Consider the following 18,520-nt stretch of genomic DNA (forward strand, 5'->3'; position numbering starts at 1 on the left):
ATGCCGCCCAAGCCCAAGACCAACGTGACCCTGCCCGACTTCGCCGCCTGGAAGGCGGAGGGGCGGAAGATCAGCGTGCTGACGGCCTACGACTACACCATGGCCCGCCTGCTCGACGCCGCCGGGGTCGACTGCCTGCTGGTCGGGGACACCCTGGGGATGGTCGTCCAGGGCCGGACGACCACGCTGGGCGTCACCCTCGACCAGATGGTCTACCACGCCGAGATGGTGGCCCGCGCCGCGACCCGCGCGCTGGTGGTGGCCGACCTCCCGTTCGGCAGCTACCAGGCGTCGCGCGAGCAGGCCATCGTGTCGGCCGGGCGATTCCTCAAGGAGACGCAGTGCCAGGCGGTGAAGATCGAGGGGGGCCGCAAGATCGCCCCCACGATCCAGGCCCTGGTCGACGCCGACATCCCGGTCATGGCCCACGTCGGGCTGACCCCGCAATCGGTCCGACGGCTGGGCGGGTTCAAGGTCCAGCGTGACGAGGACCAGATCCTCGCCGACGCCCATGCCGTGGCCGACGCCGGCGCCTTCGCGGTCGTCCTGGAGTGCATCCCCGCCGAGGTCGCCGCCAAGGTCACCGCCGAGTTGCCGATCCCCACCATCGGCATCGGCGCCGGCCTCCGGTGCGACGGGCAGGTGCTGGTCACGCCCGACCTGCTCGGCATGTACGAGGGCTTCCGCCCCAAGTTCGTCCGCCGCTACGTCGATCTCGGCGAAACGATCCGCCAGGCGGCGGCTTCTTACGTCGCCGACGTCGCCTCGGGCCGCTTCCCGGACGATTCCGAATCCTTCCGCTGAACCTCGATGCGAGACCTCGCCATGAGCACGCCCACCGTCGCGGAACTGACCCGGAAGAAGTGCGTCCCCTGCGAGGGCGGCGTCCCCCCGCTCTCCGAGGCCGAGGTCGACGCCCTGCTCGCCAACCTCCCCGGCTGGAGCAAGGCCGACGGCGGCAAGGCGATCCGCCGCCTCTGGACGGTAAAGAATTTCATGGCCGGGATCACCTTCTTCGACGAGGTCGCCAAACTCGCCGAGGCCGAGGGCCACCATCCCGACCTGCACCTGACCGGCTACCGCGAAGTGGCCATCGAAATCTCGACCCACGCCATCGGCGGCCTCTCGGAGAACGACTTCATCCTCGCCGCCAAGATCGACGCCATCCCGATCCAGGTTAAAGCCAAGAAGTGAAAGGGGTGATAGTGGTCCATCGAGGGCAAAATGGTAGGTGGTAATGCTCCGAAAATCCTGTCTTGGCCTTGACTTGCGAAATCAGAGCTCCCATCCATTTTCCTTTGATGAACCACCACCAAACTTACCGAAGTCCGAGGACATGAGCAAATGAGCACATCAGTAATTATCGCAAACATGGACAGGCGCGAGTTTCTGGACGCATATGCTTTTGGAAGGCAAATGCAACCAAGGGATTACATCAATGGTCATGCCGCTGTGGCAGTCTCGATGTTGACTTGCGACGCTTCACGTTCCGTCGGCGAGATCACTCCCCTGGCTGGTTCGTGGAATGGATGCAATGTCATCGCGGTCAGCGACGCTGGCCCCCCTGATGCTGAGGGATTCATCACTTCCGCGCAGGACGACCCACTGAGAAATCTATATTCTCTTATAATTGATGAGTTCCGTGATATCAGCTTGGATGCGATCGCGATGATCTGCGAACGCTTTCCAGAGATCGCAGACAGCCTGGCGCTTCAAGCCAAGGACAAATATTCGGGTTCAAAACAATGGGGATCCCAATTTTTTTTTCGATCTCGGCAAATGCGTTTTGGATCACAATGTGCAAAATTTGGATTCAGCCCTAGCACCTCACTTTGGAGACAACTGGAGAGAAATCCACTCGCAGATTCATATTGATTATTGAAAGGCGCCGTTCGGTTATTGCTCCGTTCCGCCCGCCCTGAGGCCCGACACCTGTGCGGGCTCAATCCCGATGAATCCTGCTCCTCCGTCGGGTGGCTGTGGTTGGCAAGCCAACCACAGGACCAATCATCCGGAACCGCTACGCAGGGGACAGGATATGGCGTCGACCCGATAGATGGCCGATCCTTCGATGAACTTCGCCGGCCCTGTGGTTGGCAAGCCAACCACAGCCACCCGACGCGAGAGTTGGTAGCGGTCAGGAGGCTGGGCTATAGTTCAAGCACTGATCAGGGGCGAACTCATGATTTGGCGTCGAATGGCAATCATAGTCTTGTTAGTCATGCCGGCTTTGTTTATGTTTCTCGGATTTCTCCTAATCCCATTTTCAGACCCAACGTACACGTCGGATAGGGAGTCTCCGGTTTCTTTGGTGCTTTGTGTCATTCTTCCCTTTGCCTCAGCAGTTTCTTACGGATTGGGCATCTACCTTAAAAGAAGGTACCCCACTGCTTCGTGGGCACTCAAACTGGTCGCCGTGATCCTCCTGATCCCGAGCTCAGCGGTATTCTATTTGTGTCTCGCTCTTATCATTTTTGTTCTGGTTGCGGCGACCATCACCGGCGGCAGCATAGGTTCGTTTATGTGATCTTTTTTATGGTTATTCGTATTTTCTACAGAGAACATCTGGCTGCTTGACTTGCTCAGTGCATATCAAGGCGAGAGGCCACCCGAAGTCGTACGGAAAGTCTCGGAAATGGTCATTGGCTGCCGAGAGATACTACCGCTGCTCCAGGCCGAACGCGATCGATGGATCGAGGGCGGGGACTGGCAAGATCCGGATGATGAGGAAGACAATCCGTCCTGAGTCGAAACCGTGCGACGGAGCCGGCATCCGTGGGTCACTCGCCGCCGAACAGGCGGGAGAAGAAGCCGCGGCGCTTGGTCGGGAGCGGCGGGGGGGCGGATTCGATCGAGGCACTCTGGAGCCGGACGGTCGGGTCGCGCGGGGCGTCGGATGCCGGCGGGGCCGCGGCGATCGGGGCCTTCTGGGCCTCGGCGAGGTGGGCGAGCATGTCGGCGTCGGACGGGCCTTCCAGGCGCTTGGTGAGCGGGGGGCAGTCGGGTGAACTTCGCAGGTCGGCCAGGTAGGCGAGGAGGGCCGCCTTGCGGGGCCGTTCGTCGTTGAGCAGGAAGTGGACCCAGGCCCAGGACTCGCGATAGTCGCGCGGGGTCATCTGGCGGACGCTCCGCTGGGTTTCCAGGCGGGCGAGGTCGGGGGCCCAGCCGGCGGCGAGGTCGGCGGGCAGGCGGCCGACATGCTCGGGGTTCAGGCCCTTGCGGTCGGCGGGTCCCTCGAAATACTCGGCCAGCCCCTCGTCGAGCCAGAGCGGGATGTCGCCCACGGCGGCGTGCAGCAGGGCGTGGGTCCCCTCGTGGCGGATGTCCTCGATCAGGCGGTCGCCGAAGCAGGTGTAGACCACCCGGCGCGGGCCGTTGGCCAGGAAGAAGGCCCGGCGGTGCGGCAGGTCGGGGTAGTGGAACGAGAGGAAGTGCTGGAAGCTCTGCCGGTCTTCGAGGATGTAGACCTCGATCGGCTCGGTGGCCGGGTCGACCCGGAGGCCCAACGTCTCGCGGACCTCGGTCTCCAAAGACTGGAGCTGCCGCACGACCGGAGCGTCGGCCGCGAGCTGGGTCCCGGTGAACACGGCGAAGGGGCCGGTCCGGGTCTGGAACTCGGTCGGCACCAGCGGCTTGCCCCGGTCGCCCATGGTGGCACAGCCGGGCAAGAAGGCCAGGAGGAACAGGTACCCGGCGAGCCGGGGAAGTGAGCGGCGTTTCCGCATGGTTGGCGGCCTCGACTCGGCGGACCATCGGGCCGGGGCTTCGCCGCCTCTCTTGGTCAAGAGATCGGCCGCCCCCGGCGTCGGTTCCTCTCCTCCTTGGAGTCGATAAGCCGGGCGATCTTCCGCCAAATTCCCTTCCAATCGTTCTCGGGCGTCAGGCCCCACGGAAGGTAGGCGCGGAGGAAGCGGAGCGAGTCGGTGCGGGTCCGGCCCGGCACGTCGGCCAGGCTGATCTGGAGCCGGGCGAGATTCTGGAGCCTCCGGCCGGCGGGCAGAGGGTAGAGCAGCTGGACGCCGACGAGGTCGATCAGGGTCAGCTCGGGCTCGGGGCCGTCGGGGTCGCCCACGATCAGGATGTTGGCGGCCTTGAGGTCACGGTCCGAGATGGACCGGTCGTGGAGCGTCCGCAGGAGGCGGGCCAGCCCCAGGGTCAGGCACTCGATCCGCTCGCGGCGATGCTCGGGCGAGGCGGACGGCAGGACGAGCTTGGCGTAATCGCCCAGCGTCACCGACGGTTCGGCCTTGATCGTGAGCAGGTAGGCGCGGCGGGTCAGGTGGCGCGACAGCCAGTTCCAGCGGCGGACGCCGGGCTGGACGATGTAGGCCAGGTTCTGCGGGGTGGGCAGGCCTCGGCTCCGGAGGTGCTGCCCGGCCTGCCAGGCCCGCCCGGCGCGGGAGGGCCGGACGAGGTTGAGCAGGACTTCCATCGGCTTCTTGGCGTTGAATCGCTTGTAGATGACGCGGGTCGGCCGCCCCTTGACGGGCAAGGTCATCTCGGCGACGACGGCGGTCCGCGACTCCTTGAGGATCACGGTCCCGTCGCGGCGGAGGGGGGCCTCGGGGTCGGCGATCAGGGACTGGACGACCGACGCGTCGAGGTCGCGGGAGGCGATGGCGCGGGCGTTCGGCCCCTGGTAGGTCGTGAAATACTTGTTGCGGCCCCAGCATCGCCGGCCCCAGCGCCGCCAGAGCCGCTCGGCCCAGACGCGGGTGGCCTGCTCGATCGACCGGGCCAGGCCCCGGGCGCCGGGCGTGCTGGCCTCGGACCGGGCCTTGAGGTAGGCCTTGAGGAACCGGAACCGGTCGGATCGGTTGCAGCGGCTCCAGAAGTAGTGGTTCAGGAGGGCGAGGTTCTCGCGGACGTCGGACCAGCTCAGGCGGCGGGCGACGCGGAGGGCATCCAGGTCGATCACGGCCAGGCGGAGCGAGTCGTCGGCCTCGATCCGGATCAGGACGTTGCCGGGATGGAAGTCGTTGTGGACGAACCCGGCGTCGTGGAGCCGGGCGGTCAGGTCGGCCAGGACCCGCGCGAGGTCGCGGCGGAGCTTGCCCTGCCGGGCCTCGGACATCAAAGGCATCCGCCGCTCGACGAACTCGTCGAGCGGGACGGTGTTGGGGATCTCCTTGGTGACCAGGAAGTTCTCCAGGAGGAACTTCCCGACCCGGCGCTCGCCCAGGGCGACCGGGGTGATCGTCGGGACTCCGATGGCTTCCAGCTTGGCGGCGCGGCGGCCCTCGTTGCGGCCCTTGCCGGCGCGGAACCACTGGCGGGCCTTGGCCCGGAGGTTGGGGACCAGGAAATGCTTGACGTAGACCGGGCCTTCGGCGAGGTCGGCGCGGTAGACGACCCGATGGGGGCCGCGCTTGACCGTCCGGAGCCTCCCGTCGCGCTTCCACTCGTCGAGGGGGAGCCGCCCGTCGCGCAACAGGGCCTGGGACCAGTCGGTGCGGACCCACCATCCCGTATCATCCGCCTTCTCCCAGCTCCACATCGGGGGCCGGAACACGCCCGAACGCGGCCCCTTCCGGGGCGCGGTTGGCGAGCGGGTTGGGTCGAGGTCGGGCATCGGGGTCATCCTCGTTCCGGCCCGCTCGTCGGGGATTTCGCCCGATCGAGCGGTCGGTATCGAACGTCGTGGATCGTCAAACAACGGGACATCGATCTACGGTTTACGCCAGAGCCTGTCGGGAGTTCGAGGGGAGTTCCCCGCCCCCGATCCTCGTCTCGCGACGGGGCAATGATTTGGGCCGGGGGATGGCGACGGGATGGTCGGGCGTGGGGCTCGACCCGCCGTCGCCGGCCAGGCAGTCGACGAAGCTGTCGGCCCAGGCGGCCACCGAGTAGTTGGCCTGCACCAGCGAGCGGGCCGACTGGCCCATCCAGCGGCGGAGTTCGGGCTCGGCGGCCAGCTTGCGGACCGCCTCGACCCAGGCGTCGGCGTCCTCCACCAGATAGCCGTCCACGCCGGGGTGGATCATCTCGGAATGCACCCCCACGGGGTTGGCCAGCACGGGGAGGCCGGCGGCCTGGTACTGGAGGATCTTGAGGCCGCACTTGCCGCGGCTCCAGAGGTCGTCGGGCACCCAGCTGATCCCGACGTCCGAGGCGGCCAGCTCCCGGGCCTCGGCGGCCTGGGACCAGGGGACGTCGATCACCGGCAGGGCGTCGAACCGGAGGAATCGGTCGCAGATCATCCGCAGCCGGGTGCCGGGCACCTCGCGGCCGATCCGCTCCCAGAGCGGGCGTTGCAGCTCCAGGCCGGCCATCGTGCTCGACGAGCCGATCCAGACCAGTTCCAGGCCCGGCCCGCTCGATGCCTTCGGCTCGGCGGCGGCCGGCTGGGGCGCGATGCAGGTCGGGATGACCCGGACCCGGTCGATCGGGGCGCCCGCCTGATGGGCGCGATCGGCCAGGAACGAATTCCCCGCGATCACGGTATCGGCCAGCCGGACCGTCCGTTTGAAGCGTTCCGAGCGCCGGCGGTCGTGGGGGCCGCGGCGATCGTAGGAATCGCGATAAAGGACCGCATCGTCATAGTCGAAGATCAGGCGGCGGGACCGGCGGCGCAGCTCGCGGAGCTGCCAGCCCGGCAGCAGCTTCCGCTGGAGCAGGGTCGCGTCGTAGCGGGACGTCCCGGCGAATTGCCGCATCCGGCCCACCAGGCCCGGCTCCAGCGGTTCGATCGTCAGCGACCAGCCCGAGGCCGCCAGCGCCGATTCGAACGCGCGGACCCGATAGCGGCAGCAGACGTGGTCCCGCGCCTCAACCAGCGCGATTGCCTTCATCCCGTCCTCCCTGACGGCCACCCATCGACCGGGGCGGAGGGCCTCGGTCGGGCGGATCTTATCAGAATCCCGAAAGGCCGCCAGGCCGATTTTCCGGGCCGCCCGATCCGCGGCGCCGGGCGAACCGCTGAAGTTCACGCATCGCCGCCGCCGATCCCAATGGCATGACGCGAGAGGATCTTCCGGCCGCCCCGCGAATCGCGGGGGGTTCGAGATTCTCGGATTGTTGCATCCGAGTCCTCCTGCTACAAGGTCTCCAGCCCAAACCTCGACACGCCGTTCGCGACGCTTCGAGTGAGGCATGGAAGCCTTGGGTAACACCGTCCCCGGCGCTGGCCAACCATGAAGAATTTTGCCCGCCTCGTCCGTTTCGCCTGGCCCTATCGGGTCCGGTTCGGGCTTTCCCTCGGCTGCGCGGTGATGGTTGCCGTCTTCTGGGGCGGCAACATGGGGATGGTCTATCCCCTGCTCCAGATCCTGATCCGCAGCCAGAATTGCCAGCGCTGGGTCGACGAGAAGGTCGAGACGAGCCAGACCGAGATCCATGCTCTCCAGGCCCGGCTCGGCGAGCTCGACGCGCTCACCCGGTTGGACCTCCCCAAGGACCAGGTCCGCAAGCGCTATCAGGATGCCAAGGATGCCGAGGCCGCCGAGATCAAGCGGGTCCGCGACCTCCGGCAGGACCTGATCGATATCGCCATGAACGGGCGGGCGGACCAGGCCACGGCCCCCGAGCAGACGATCGGCGAGGCCCAGGAGCGCGGGCTCAAGGTGGCCGAGGCCCGCGTCCAGGAACTCGACGCCTCGCTGCCCATGGCCAAGGCTGGGCGCGTCGCCGAGTTGAAGGAACGCCGGGCCCGCTGGTCCCGCGACCTGTCCTCGGCGACGAAATGGCACAGCCGCTACCTCCGGGCCCAGCCCCTGGTCCACCAGTACCTCCCCAGTAACGGGTTCTGGACCCTGGTCCTGGTCCTCGGGCTGGTGATGGTGGGCGTGGCCTGCAAGGGCTTCTTCCTGTTTCTCCAGGAAGTGCTGGTCTCCGACCTCACCCAGCTGACCCTGTTCGACATCCGCAACCAGTTCTTCCGCCGGACCATGGCGCTGGACCTGGCCAACTTCAGCGACCAGGGGTCGTCGGAGCTGCTGGCCCGGTTCACCAACGACATGGACTCGTTCCACGGCGGCCTGGTCACGATCATGGGCAAGGTGATCCGCGAGCCGTTGCGGGTCGTCGCCTGCCTGGGCGGGGCCCTGTGGCTGAACTGGCGGCTGACCTGCCTGGCGCTGGTGCTGGTCCCGGTCTCGGCGGCGTGCACCCACCGCGCCGGCAAGATCATGAAGCGGGCCGTCCGGCGGTCGCTGGAAAGCATGTCCAACATCTACAAGATCCTCCAGGAGAGCGTCCAGGGGATCAAGGTCGTCAAGGCCTACACGTCGGAGCGGTACGAGCGGCGTCGGTTCTTCCTGGAAACCAAGAGCCTGTACAAGAAGAGCGTCCGGGTCGCCACGATCGACGCCCTGTCCGACCCCGTCCTGGAAATGCTCTCGCTGGTCACCGTGTCCATCGCCCTCCTGTCCGGCTCCTACCTGGTCCTGAATCAGACCACCTTCCTGGATCTCTACTTCTTCAAGCTCCAGCTCTCGGCCTACCCGATGCAGATCGAGGATCTGCTGAGCCTGTACGCGATGCTGGGCGGGATCTCGGACCCGGTCCGGAAGCTGGCCAACGTCCACTCGCGGGTCCAGCGGGCCTCGGCCGCCGCCGACCGCATCTGTGCCTTGATGGACCGCCGACCGGAGGTCGCCGACAAGCCCAAGGCGATCCGGCTCCACCGCCACAAGGCGGCCATCGAGTTCGAGGACGTCACCTTCGGCTACAACGGCCGCGACCCGATCATCAAGGGGCTGAACCTCGAGGTCCAGCACGGCGAGACGATCGCCCTGGTCGGGCCGAACGGGTGCGGCAAGTCGACCCTGATGAACCTCCTGCCCCGGTTCTGGGACGTCCAGGGGGGCGCCATCCGGGTGGATGGCCACGACCTCCGCGACGTCAAGATCCGCACCCTCCGCAGCCAGATCGGGATGGTCATCCAGGAGACCACCCTGTTCAACACCACGGTGGCCGAGAACATCGCCTACGGCAATCGCCACGTCGGCCGCGATGCCATCGTGGCCGCCGCGAAGAAGTCTTACGCCCACCAGTTCATCATGAATCTGCCCAACGGATACGACACGATCCTGGGCGAGATGGGGACCGGGCTCTCCGGCGGCCAGCGGCAACGACTGGCCCTGGCCCGGGCCATGCTGCGGGACCCGTCGATCCTGATCCTCGACGAGGCCACCAGCGCCGTCGACATCCAGGACGAGGCCCTGATCCGCAAGGCGATCGAGGAGTTCTCGCGGAACCGGACCACCTTCGTCATCACCCACAGCCTGGCCGGCCTGTCGTTCGCCGACCGTATCGTGCTGATGAACGCCGGCCAGATCGAGGCCGTGGGCACCGACGCCGAGCTTCGCCGCAACTCCCCGCTCTACCGCCGGCTCCACGACATCCACTATCATCGCGAGAGCGCCTGAGCCTCCGGAGAGCCGCACCCGATCCGACGCATCGACCGACATCCGAGGCCCGCGGGCCCTGGGTGTCGGTCGATTCGCATTCCCGCTCAGGACGGGACGGGGCCGGGCCGGTCGATCGGGTCATCCCGGCAGACGCACCATCCGGACCGGACGAAGAACCCGTCTAGATGGCCAGCCTCCTCGACCCGGTCGTCCCACCCGACCCCGGGGTTGTCCGGGTCGCACAGAAGGATGAGCAGCCCGCCCGTGGCGTCGGCATCATCCTCGACTCGGACGCGGAGCCCGGCGTTCTTGCCGGCCGTCACGCGGCCGGACCACGGCAGGGGCGATGATCCCGGCATGGGCGATGGTCCTCGATGGCTGGCGTGATGGGTCGGCCGAAGCTCGTCACGTCGCCCGGATCTCATGAGGGGGGCCGGAGTCTCGAAAATTCGTCCAGGGCGATCGAGAACCGCTTGACCTTTTCCTGGTTATCGCGGCACCCCTCCCGTAGGAACTCGAAGATCCGGGACGTCGGCACGCCATGCCTGTCCGACAACCAGTCCTTGAATTCCGTCCAAACCTCCCGGTGACTCCGCCAACCTTCGTCAACCGCGTCGATGTCGCCCCGGCGGACGGCCGTGGCCCGATGATAGTCATGTTCCTTGGCCATGCCGCCGTAGAATCCATCGAGGAAGGCGATCATTTCCTCATAGGTGCCGTCGGTCGTATACATCTTGGGGCGCCGGGCGACCGCCCGCATGAACCAGATGGTCCGGTGATCCTCGGTCACGGCCGACCCTCCCGACTCGCAGCCTTGAGGCGTTGCGTCGCCATCGTCGACGGGCACCATCGCCGCGTCAATCCCGGGCGATGGAAATCCGCCGATGGTTCGGTGGAGGATAGGTTGGAATCAGCCCGAGGCGCGAGGCTGACGGTTCTCCCGGACGGACGGATCGGGCCGCGGCAATTCGGGAATCTGGCGGCATCTGGGTCGATGGCGTAAACTCGGTTTGTCGAAAAAGACTAGGAAACCGATGAGGGTCGCGGCTCGAATCACCCGGATTCCCGGGCCGTCAGCCGAAACGCGGAGTTTCGAGCCACCGCCCTATCGCGGGTGGCGGCCGTGATTTCGGTGTTCGAGTCGATCGAGGCTCCGTCCAGAAAGGTCAACGCGATGCCGTGGCGAAATCGTTGGCTGGTCCGGGCCTTCGCGGCCGCGGGCCTGATGTCCGGCCCGATGCTCGGGGCGTCCACCGCGGGCGAGCCGCGCGAGCCCGTGCCCGGTGCCGGGGCGGAATCCCGGACGGTCAAGGTCCTGGAGGCCGAGAAGGCCGGGGAACTGGCCGTCGAGGTCCGAGGGCACGGCCAGGACCGCGTCCGTGTGGGCCTGCGCAACACGTCGGGCCGACGCCTGAATGTCATCCTCCCGCCGGGCCTGGTGGCCTCCAACGCGGTCGGCCAGGGGGCCTTCGGCGGCGGCGGGGCCCAGAACATGGGCCTCGGGGCGGCGATCAATAACGCGGCGGGCGGCTTCGGCCAGTTCGCCGGCCAGGGTCAGGGCCAGAACCAGGGCCAGGACGTCGGCTTCCGCTCGGTCGCCCCGTCCCCCGCGGCCGAATCCGCCCCGTCGGTGACGGTGCCCGCCGGCCAGGAGGTCTCGCTGGAGATCCCCGCCGTCTGCCTGAACTTCGGCAAGCCCACTCCGACCCTGCGGGACCGCTTCCGCCTGGTCGACGTCGATGATTACTCCCAGGACGTCCGCGTCCGCAAGGCGCTCCGGGCGCTGGCCACCTACGGGACCAGCCACGGCACGGCGCAGGCGGCCATGTGGCGGATCTGCAATGACGTCCCCTTCGACCTGATGGTCGCCAAGGGCGACAAGATCGTGAACCCCGCCGAGGTGGCCCTGGCCGCCCGGTTCGTCGACGCCGTCGACCGCTCGGGCGACCGGCTGGATCCGGCCTACCTGTCCGAGGCCCGCGTCTTCGTGAGCATCTCCGGCGAGGGCCCGATGGCCAAGGATGCCAAGCGCCTGGCCGCCGAGATCGACGGCCTTCGCGTGCTCGGGCTGGCCTCGCGGGTGGTTGATCGCGCCGAGGCGCCCCGGGCGTCCGGCCCGGCCCTGTTCCTCGACGTCAAGCTGACGGCGGGCGCGACCGGGGCGACCCGCGGCGTCGTGGCCGTCCGCTCGTCGAACGGGCTGGGCGAAGCGGGATGGCAGCCGCTGGGCGACGTCGAGCTTCGCGAAGGCGCCTCGGTCTCCGCCCTCGACGGCTCGACCCTGGCCCGCTCGATCGACCGGGCCGTCGGCTCGGCGTTCGTGACGGCGAAGGCGACCCGCAAGTCGACCGGCTCCACGACCCTGCGGGTGGAGAACCGCCTCCCGTTCACGCTGGCCGGAATCTCCGTGAAGGCGGGCCAGTCGGCCGGCGCCCCGGTGGTCAACCTGCCCGGCCTGGGGATCGGCCCCGGCCGCTCCGGCCTGGCGACGATCGAGGCCTCGCGGGCCACGGTCGAAGCGGTCGAGTTGAACGGGCTCTGATCCGCGGGATCCCCGCCGCCCGGCCCATCCGATCCGAGACGCATCGCCGGCCCCCCGGCGATGCGTCTCTTTTGGCCAGGACGCTTGTCTTGCGCCGATCCTCCCCGCTAAACTGGGAAGGGTCTCCATCGCGATTCCTGGGTCCACCGACCTCAGCGAGGCCGGCCATGCCGATCGAACGACGCCGGGTTTATTACGAGGGACGTGTCCAGGGCGTCGGGTTCCGGATGACCGCCAGGCGTCTGGCCTCCGGGTTCCCCGTCTCGGGCCACGTCTGCAACCTGCCGGATGGCCGCGTCGAGCTGGTCGCGCAGGGGGATCCGCCCGCCGTCGCCTCGTTCCTGACCGCCGTGCATCGCGAGTTCGGCGACATGATCCGCGACATCCGGGTGGTGCCGGAGACCCCCGACGCCGGGGCCCCGCCCGCCTTCACGATCCATTACGGTCGCTCGACGAGCTGATCCCCGTCCGCCTTCGTCCCGTCCCCATCATCCATCGCACCGAGCCCTCATCCCCATGAAATCTCTCACGATCGCGACGGCGACCGCCAAGGAGGCGATTCGCCAGCCGGCCTTCTTCGTCCTGGCGGCGATCGCCGGGTTCTGGCTGGTGGCCTCGATCTTCATCGCCTACTTCACGTTCGGCGAAGACATCAAGATGTACAAGGACACCGGGCTGACGACGATCTCGTTCGCCTGCCTGCTCCTGGCCCTGCTCACGTCCAGCTCGACGGTGGCCGAGGAGATCGAGGGGAAGACCGCCATCACCCTCCTGTCCAAGCCGATCAACCGCCGCCAGTTCATCCTCGGCAAGTTCTTCGGCATCGAGATGGGCGTGCTGATGATGTACCTGATCCTGGGGTCGCTGTTCGCCCTGGGGGTGGCCTACAAGTATTCGTACGACCTCCGCGAGACCGCCGGCACCGACGCGGCGGGCAAGCAGATGGCCCAGGTGGCCCAGGTCATGCCGGGGCTGGTGCTCGGCTTCTTCGAGGTCACGGTGCTGACGGCCATCAGCGTGGCGATCTCCACCCGACTGCCGATGCTGGTGAACCTGGTCGTCTGCATCTCGATCTTCTTCCTCGGCCACCTGACGCCGATCCTGGTCGACGTGACCGCCAACGGCGGGGCCAACGAGCTGGTCCACTTCATGGCCCAGCTGTTCGCCTTCGGCCTGCCCGAGCTGGAGTTCTTCAACGCCGGCCCGGCGATCTCCACCGGGGCGGTCATCCCGTGGTTCGGATATGTTTTGCCGGCCGCGGGTTACTGCGTGTTGTACAGTGGAGCAGCGCTTCTCTTCGCGTTCCTCCTGTTCGAAGACCGCGACCTGGCCTGACGCTCGTCCATGAGGCGTCCCGCCCCCGGAATCCCGGCGGCGGGCCGCCGGCGAGGTCCGTCGCCGGCCGGGCCCCGGCCTTCCGCGTCGCCGTGGCCGTGGCCCCCACCCGGCGGTTCGTCGACTCCGTGGCCCGTTGGGATACTTCGCGATGCAATCGGCCGCGCTCGATCGCGCCCGGAAGCTGTGGGCCCCGTGCCGGGGCGCCGTGATCCGGGCGAAACTCCTGGGATTGATCCACTCCCTGCTGATCCTGGGCCTGATCCTCATCGGCGGGGGGGTGGCCGCCCTGGTCCTCACCCGGGGCGAGGCGTGGTGGCCCGCCGATGCCGCGAGCCCGCCGCCGCGATGGCTGCCCGCCGCCACGGCCACCCGGCTCGACGGGGCGACGCTCCACCCCAACTCGGGGCTGTATGCGATCGTCGCGGCCCACGAGTCCATCGGCAACCCGCTCCACCGCGCCGGGTCGTATGCCCTCCGCTACCTGATCCGGGCCGTGCCTCCGCTGCGGAACAACGCCGGGGCGCTGTCGACCCTGCTGGCCTTCGCCCTGGCGACGCTGGCGGCGCTGGCCCTGGAGACGATGGCCCGCAAGAAGGCCATCGCCGCCGCCGTGAGCGAATCGGCCACGGCGTTGCGGCGCCTGATCCATCGCCAGACTTACCGGCTCGGCCAGTCGTCGTTGCCCTCCGAGGGGACCGGGCCGGTGGTCGGCCTGTTCACCCGCGAGGTCAACGACGTCCGCGATGGGTTGGCCGCCGAACTCGACGGCGGGGTCCGCCTGCCCGTCCTGGCCATCGGCCTGGCGCTGATCGGCCTGGCGACCTCTTGGACGACCGCCCTGTTCCTGGCGTCGCTGGTCGGCCTGACCTGGCTGGCCGTCCGGGCCCTGTCCCGGTCCTCGAAGCTGGAATCGGTGGTCGCCACCCGCGATGCGGCGCTCCAGCTCAGCCTGCTCCAGGAGGACTTCGGCCTGATCCGCACGGTCCGCGTGCACGGGATGGAGAACGTCGACAAGCAGCGGTTCGACGAACACCTGGAACGGTTCCGCGATGCCGATTCCCGCCGGATGGCCCACGAGGTCCTCTACAGCCCGATGGCCCTGCTGGCCCTGGGGGCCGCCATCACCGTCGCCGTCGGCGTGCTCGCCCAGGCCGTCCTGAAGGGCAGCATGACGGCCCCGGCCGCCCTGGTCCAGGTCGCGGCCCTGCTGGGGATGATCCCCCTGGCCCTGGCCTGGGAGCGGCTCCGCCAGGCGACCCGCCAGGCCGAACGGTCGGCGGGCGGGGTGTTCTCCTTCCTGGAACGCAAGCCGGAGCTGCACCAGGCGGGCGGGGCGAAGTTCCTGCCGCCCCTGCGCGAGAAGATCTCGTTCGAGAACGTGTCCCTGGAAGGGGGCAACCGCAAGCCGATCCTCAACGGGTTGACCGTGGAGATCCCGGCCCGGTCCAAGACCTCGATCATGTCGATGGACGAGGAATCCAAGACGGCGATGGTCTGCCTGATCCCCCGGCTGATCGACCCCACGGTCGGCCGGGTCCGGATCGACGGCCACGACCTCCGCGACGTGACCCTGGAGTCGGTGCGGGCCCAGGTGGCCGTCGTGCTCCAGGCCGACCTGGTGTTCTCCGACACGGTGTTCGCCAACATCGGCCTGGGCGACCCCAGCTACGACCTGCCCCGGGTGATCGAGGCCGCCAAGATCGCCCACGCCCACCACTTCATCCAGGCGCTGCCCGACGGCTACGACACCGAGATCGGCCCGATGGGGGCCTACCTCAAGCCCGACCAGCAGTACCGGATCGCCCTGGCCCGGGCCTATCTCCACGACCCCTCGATCGTGATCATCGAGGAGCCCTCGATCCCGCTGGACGACGACGTCAAGGCGTTCGTCGACGACACCGTGGCCCGGATGGCGCCCAACCGGACGCTGATCATGCTGCCCCACCGGCTCTCGACGATCCGGTCGAGCGACCACGTCATCATCCTCCAGAACGGCAAGCTGGAGGCGGCCGGTTCGCCGCGCGAGGTGGGCGGGGAGAGCAAGCTCTACCGCCACATCCAGTACATGGAATTCAACCAGTTCGCGACCGGCGAGATCGAGGCCGGGCAGATGGGCGTCTGAACTCGGGGAGTCGCGGGCGGCCGGGCATGGCTCGGCCGCCCGATAGCGTTCAGGCCCAGTCGTCGACGGTGGGCTTGATGACGAGTTCCGGGACGCTGGCCCTGGGGTGGAGTTCCACCAGGAACAGGACGGCGCGGGCGACGTCCTCGGGCTGGAGGATCGCGTCGCGGCGATCCTGCGGGACCGGCACCGGGCGAGCGTCGAGGATCGGCGTGTTGACCTCGCCGGGATAGATCACCGTGGATCGGATGCCGCGCGGGCCTTCCTCGCGGCCGATGCCGATGCCGAGCGCGGCCTGGCCGAACTTCGAGGCCGAGTAGCCGGCCCCGCCGAGCACGCTGGCCCGGAGGCCGGAGATCGAGCAGACCTGGACGACCAGCCCGGCCCCCTTCTCGCGCATCCCGGGCAGGAAGGCGTGGACCAGGTTGAAAGCCCCGGTCAGGTTGGTGTTGATCATCAGGTCCCAGTCGGCCGGGGCCAGCTTGTCCAGCGAGCGGACGCGGACGTTGGTCCCGGCATTGCAGACCAGGACGTCGACCGAGCCGAATGCCGCGAGGACCCGCCCGGCCATGGCATCCACGCCGGCCCGGTCGGCCACGTCGCACGACTCGATCAGGGTGTCGTCCCTGCCGATCTCGTCGCGGACGCGCTCCAGCTTGGACGGGTCCCGCCCGATCAGGGCCACCCTCAGCCCCATCCGGCCCAGCTCGACGGCGGTGGCGCGGCCGATCCCGCTGCCGGCCCCCGTGACCAGGGCGGTGCGCGATTCGATCGACATGTGATTCTCCATCCGGGACGCGAACGGCCCCGCGCCGCCCCCCGGAGGGGCGGCGCGGGGCTCGATATCGGCGATGATCTTACCGGATGAGGACGCGGGTGGCAGGGCGAAAATCCCCGGGCCGCCCATGACGCGGCGTGGCGTCAGTCTTTCGACCCGATCAGCGACTTCTGATTATCGCGATGCTTGCCCTGGAAGAACCGGGGCCGCCTGGCCGAGCTGATCACGGCCGGCGCGTCCGTCCCGCTGGGGCGGGGGGTGATGTTGGACGAGGCCGCCTTCACCGTCCAGGTCCGGAAGCTCCCGACGTTCCCCTTGATCGCGGAGAACAGGACCGGGTTGGACGCGTCGAGTCGAGACGTCTCGGCCCGGCCGCTGGAAACCCCGTTGATGAAGACCTGGGTCGTCGGCGCGGGCGGGGTGACCGGCAGGGGCACGGCGATCGGGGCCGGGGCCGGCTGCACGGCCGGGGTCGTGGCGGGCGGGGGCGTCGGGGCCGGGACCTGGGCCGCCGGCGGGGGCGTCGCGGGGACCTGGGCCGCGGGCGGGGCGACCGGGGCCGGCGTCGCGGCCGGCGGGGGCGTCGGGGCCGGGGTCGGAGCCGGGATCGGCGTCGGCGTCGGCGTTGGCGTCGGTGCGGGGACCGGCGTCGGCGTTGGCGTCGGCGTGGTGACCGGCGGGGTGACGGGGGCGGGGAAATCCTTGGAAATCTGCTCGGCCACGATCCGGGCCGAGGCGAACACGTCGAGCCGACCCAGCGAGATGCCGGTCACGGAGTCGCTGATCGCGTCGGCGCCCTGGGTGATCCACTGGTCGATCTGGTCGACCGTGGGGAGCCGGTCGTAGGCCTGCTCGTAGATCTGCTGGAGGAGGACGATCCCGCCGGCCACCTGGGGCGAGGCGAAGCTGGTCCCGTCCAGGCTCATCACGCCGCTGCCGCCGGCCGGGGCCGTGATCCCGATCGAGGGGGCCGCCACGTCGGTGGCCGACTTGCCGCCGAGGGCCTTGCCCAGCCTCTGGGCGTTGCCGGCGAGCTTGTCCGAGGCGTCGGTCCCGGTCACGCTGATCGTGTTGGGGATGATCGAGATGAAGCCTTCGCCCTGCTTGCCGGTGAACGCATTCCCGGTGGCCGTGACCACGGGGATGTTCAACCCTTCCAACTTCGTGATCAGCCCGGAGATCCGCTGGCCGACCCCGCCATCCTGCGAGAAGTAGTCGACGGCGTAGTTGTTGCCGTCGGACAGCGACAGGTTGACGACGGTGATGTTGTAGGAGGAGTGATTGTCGACCACCCACTGGAGGGCGTCGCCGATCTTGTTGAAGTCCCCCTTGCCGTTGTCGCCGAAGACGCGGAGCGCGACGATGTCCGCCCCCGGGGCGACGCCGGTCGACCCGGCCGCGATCCCGGCGACGCCGGTGCCGTGCTGGGACGTGGGGAGCACGCCGTTGGGGCTGCCGGTGAAGTCCACCCCCGCCACGACCTTGTTGCCGGGGCCGAGGCCCCCGCCCAGGATCGGGTTGGTGTAGTTGATCCCGGTGTCGATCACCGCCACGGCGCTACCCGAGCCATCCACGCCGAAGGTGGCGCGGGTGTCCGAGGCCTGGATGATCGCATCGTAGTTGGTCGAACGGTCGGCATTCAAGGTCGCGCCGGCGATCTCGGGGGCACCGGCGACGGACAGCATTTGACGGCCTTCAAGGCCTTCGATCCCGGGTCGGCGGCGGTCGCGGGCAACGCGACCGGTCGTGCGGGTCCACCCCATGCTTGAACTTCCTCCCCAGACGACCGCCCAAACTCGGGCTGGCCGTCCCGCGAAACGATGGTGAACGCCCCCCTTCCATGGCACGACGAACCCGGGGGAATTCCCGGGCGCGTCGCGGAGACCGGGATCGCGCGAACGACCCCGAACCTGGCAGAGCGTGTGCAGTCGGTGTAGGGGACGTACCCGGGCGAGTCCCCGCCTCGCCGGCCCGTCGGGGCGCGAGGCGTCGGCTCGCCGGGATGGATCCCTGAGCGAGGGACCCTCGCGGGATTCCCCGGGCGGCGACGGAGGCCGCCCCATCCAGGGGTGGCCGCATTCGCGCGACGGTTCGGCCGCGAGGGCGGAAGGCGAGCATCCTGCGGGGGGAGCGTGCGGGTACCGGGTGCGGATCTCGACGCGCGTCCTCCGGACGACGCATCAGGGCGCGGACATTCCTGGGGCGGAACTTCGCGGCCGGCGAGGCGGGCCGCCCGTGGCGGCCGAGCGATGGAGACGGAAGACTCGCGGCGGATCGCGACGGGGGCATGCAGGGCGGATCGCCTTGCGTCGCCGCTCGCGTCGGATACAGTAGGCGGGGCGGGTGCCCCGACCGGCCGCTCGTCGACCTTCTCGACGTCCCTAGTATCG

General features: G+C 68.5%; 15 protein-coding genes. 8 read left to right on the forward strand and 7 right to left on the reverse strand.

The window, feature by feature from the left end:
- From panB to TA3x_RS25640, 3 genes are all read left to right on the forward strand, one after another.
- A complete protein-coding gene (panB, locus tag TA3x_RS25630) occupies window positions 1-804 on the forward strand; it encodes a 3-methyl-2-oxobutanoate hydroxymethyltransferase (protein WP_435017512.1) in 804 nt (267 codons plus the stop codon).
- Between the two features lie 21 nt (window positions 805-825).
- Window positions 826-1,194, forward strand: coding sequence for a 4a-hydroxytetrahydrobiopterin dehydratase (locus TA3x_RS25635; protein ID WP_435017513.1), 369 nt, complete (start codon window positions 826-828; stop codon window positions 1,192-1,194).
- A 150-nt stretch (window positions 1,195-1,344) separates the two neighbouring features.
- A complete protein-coding gene (locus TA3x_RS25640) occupies window positions 1,345-1,875 on the forward strand; it encodes a hypothetical protein (RefSeq protein ID WP_435017514.1) in 531 nt (176 codons plus the stop codon).
- 905 nt (window positions 1,876-2,780) lie between these two features.
- Here TA3x_RS25640 and TA3x_RS25645 read toward each other — a convergent pair.
- From TA3x_RS25645 to TA3x_RS25655, 3 genes are all read right to left on the reverse strand, one after another.
- A complete protein-coding gene (locus TA3x_RS25645; RefSeq protein ID WP_435017515.1) occupies window positions 2,781-3,725 on the reverse strand; it encodes a DUF1570 domain-containing protein in 945 nt (314 codons plus the stop codon).
- Window positions 3,726-3,781: 56 nt separating this feature from the next.
- Window positions 3,782-5,572 (reverse strand): lipopolysaccharide kinase InaA family protein, encoded by a 1,791-nt coding sequence (locus TA3x_RS25650; RefSeq protein ID WP_435017516.1) that lies wholly within the window; start codon window positions 5,570-5,572, stop codon window positions 3,782-3,784.
- 103 nt (window positions 5,573-5,675) lie between these two features.
- Window positions 5,676-6,791: a glycosyltransferase family 4 protein gene (locus tag TA3x_RS25655; RefSeq protein ID WP_435017517.1), complete on the reverse strand. Its 1,116-nt coding sequence runs from the start codon at window positions 6,789-6,791 to the stop codon at window positions 5,676-5,678.
- A gap of 342 nt (window positions 6,792-7,133) precedes the next feature.
- On the opposite strand from TA3x_RS25655, the gene TA3x_RS25660 reads away from it, so the two are divergent.
- Entirely contained in the window at window positions 7,134-9,368 is a 2,235-nt protein-coding gene (locus tag TA3x_RS25660) for an ABC transporter transmembrane domain-containing protein (protein WP_435017518.1), read from the forward strand.
- An 86-nt stretch (window positions 9,369-9,454) separates the two neighbouring features.
- Here TA3x_RS25660 and TA3x_RS25665 read toward each other — a convergent pair whose 3' ends face one another.
- On the reverse strand, window positions 9,455-9,709 hold the full coding sequence (locus TA3x_RS25665) for a hypothetical protein (RefSeq protein WP_435017519.1): 255 nt from the start codon (window positions 9,707-9,709) through the stop codon (window positions 9,455-9,457).
- A 62-nt stretch (window positions 9,710-9,771) separates the two neighbouring features.
- On the reverse strand, window positions 9,772-10,140 hold the full coding sequence (locus tag TA3x_RS25670) for a hypothetical protein (RefSeq protein WP_435017520.1): 369 nt from the start codon (window positions 10,138-10,140) through the stop codon (window positions 9,772-9,774).
- A 384-nt stretch (window positions 10,141-10,524) separates the two neighbouring features.
- Here TA3x_RS25670 and TA3x_RS25675 point away from each other — a divergent pair, with 384 nt between their 5' ends.
- From TA3x_RS25675 to TA3x_RS25690, 4 genes are all read left to right on the forward strand, one after another.
- Window positions 10,525-11,892, forward strand: a complete 1,368-nt coding sequence (locus tag TA3x_RS25675; RefSeq protein ID WP_435017521.1) for a hypothetical protein — start codon at window positions 10,525-10,527, stop codon at window positions 11,890-11,892.
- Window positions 11,893-12,059: 167 nt separating this feature from the next.
- Window positions 12,060-12,353 (forward strand): acylphosphatase, encoded by a 294-nt coding sequence (locus TA3x_RS25680; protein ID WP_435017522.1) that lies wholly within the window; start codon window positions 12,060-12,062, stop codon window positions 12,351-12,353.
- A gap of 55 nt (window positions 12,354-12,408) precedes the next feature.
- Window positions 12,409-13,227 carry an ABC transporter permease gene (locus tag TA3x_RS25685; RefSeq protein ID WP_435017523.1) on the forward strand — a complete coding sequence of 273 codons (819 nt, stop codon included), beginning with the start codon at window positions 12,409-12,411 and terminating at the stop codon, window positions 13,225-13,227.
- Window positions 13,228-13,378: 151 nt separating this feature from the next.
- A complete protein-coding gene (locus TA3x_RS25690) occupies window positions 13,379-15,352 on the forward strand; it encodes an ABC transporter ATP-binding protein (protein ID WP_435017524.1) in 1,974 nt (657 codons plus the stop codon).
- Window positions 15,353-15,401: 49 nt separating this feature from the next.
- On the opposite strand, the gene TA3x_RS25695 is transcribed toward TA3x_RS25690, so the two are convergent.
- Together TA3x_RS25695 and TA3x_RS25700 are read right to left on the reverse strand one after the other, a co-directional pair.
- Window positions 15,402-16,130, reverse strand: a complete 729-nt coding sequence (locus tag TA3x_RS25695) for an SDR family oxidoreductase (RefSeq protein ID WP_435017525.1) — start codon at window positions 16,128-16,130, stop codon at window positions 15,402-15,404.
- Window positions 16,131-16,273: 143 nt separating this feature from the next.
- Window positions 16,274-17,815: a S8 family peptidase gene (locus TA3x_RS25700; RefSeq protein WP_435017526.1), complete on the reverse strand. Its 1,542-nt coding sequence runs from the start codon at window positions 17,813-17,815 to the stop codon at window positions 16,274-16,276.
- Between the last annotated feature and the right edge of the window lie 705 nt (window positions 17,816-18,520).

Origin of the sequence: Tundrisphaera macrotermitis (assembly GCF_051175315.1) — a bacterium.
GTDB lineage: Bacteria > Planctomycetota > Planctomycetia > Isosphaerales > Isosphaeraceae > Tundrisphaera.

Coding starts and splice junctions, on each gene's coding strand:
- panB (WP_435017512.1), top strand. CDS start 1: ATGCCGCCCAAGCCCAAGACCAACGTGACCCTGCCCGACTTCGCCGCC.
- TA3x_RS25660 (WP_435017518.1), top strand. CDS start 7,134: ATGAAGAATTTTGCCCGCCTCGTCCGTTTCGCCTGGCCCTATCGGGTC.
- TA3x_RS25635 (WP_435017513.1), top strand. CDS start 826: ATGAGCACGCCCACCGTCGCGGAACTGACCCGGAAGAAGTGCGTCCCC.
- TA3x_RS25690 (WP_435017524.1), top strand. CDS start 13,379: ATGCAATCGGCCGCGCTCGATCGCGCCCGGAAGCTGTGGGCCCCGTGC.
- TA3x_RS25640 (WP_435017514.1), top strand. CDS start 1,345: ATGAGCACATCAGTAATTATCGCAAACATGGACAGGCGCGAGTTTCTG.
- TA3x_RS25645 (WP_435017515.1), bottom strand. CDS start 3,725: ATGCGGAAACGCCGCTCACTTCCCCGGCTCGCCGGGTACCTGTTCCTC.
- TA3x_RS25680 (WP_435017522.1), top strand. CDS start 12,060: ATGCCGATCGAACGACGCCGGGTTTATTACGAGGGACGTGTCCAGGGC.
- TA3x_RS25700 (WP_435017526.1), bottom strand. CDS start 17,815: ATGCTGTCCGTCGCCGGTGCCCCCGAGATCGCCGGCGCGACCTTGAAT.
- TA3x_RS25675 (WP_435017521.1), top strand. CDS start 10,525: ATGCCGTGGCGAAATCGTTGGCTGGTCCGGGCCTTCGCGGCCGCGGGC.
- TA3x_RS25655 (WP_435017517.1), bottom strand. CDS start 6,791: ATGAAGGCAATCGCGCTGGTTGAGGCGCGGGACCACGTCTGCTGCCGC.
- TA3x_RS25650 (WP_435017516.1), bottom strand. CDS start 5,572: ATGCCCGACCTCGACCCAACCCGCTCGCCAACCGCGCCCCGGAAGGGG.
- TA3x_RS25665 (WP_435017519.1), bottom strand. CDS start 9,709: ATGCCGGGATCATCGCCCCTGCCGTGGTCCGGCCGCGTGACGGCCGGC.
- TA3x_RS25695 (WP_435017525.1), bottom strand. CDS start 16,130: ATGTCGATCGAATCGCGCACCGCCCTGGTCACGGGGGCCGGCAGCGGG.
- TA3x_RS25685 (WP_435017523.1), top strand. CDS start 12,409: ATGAAATCTCTCACGATCGCGACGGCGACCGCCAAGGAGGCGATTCGC.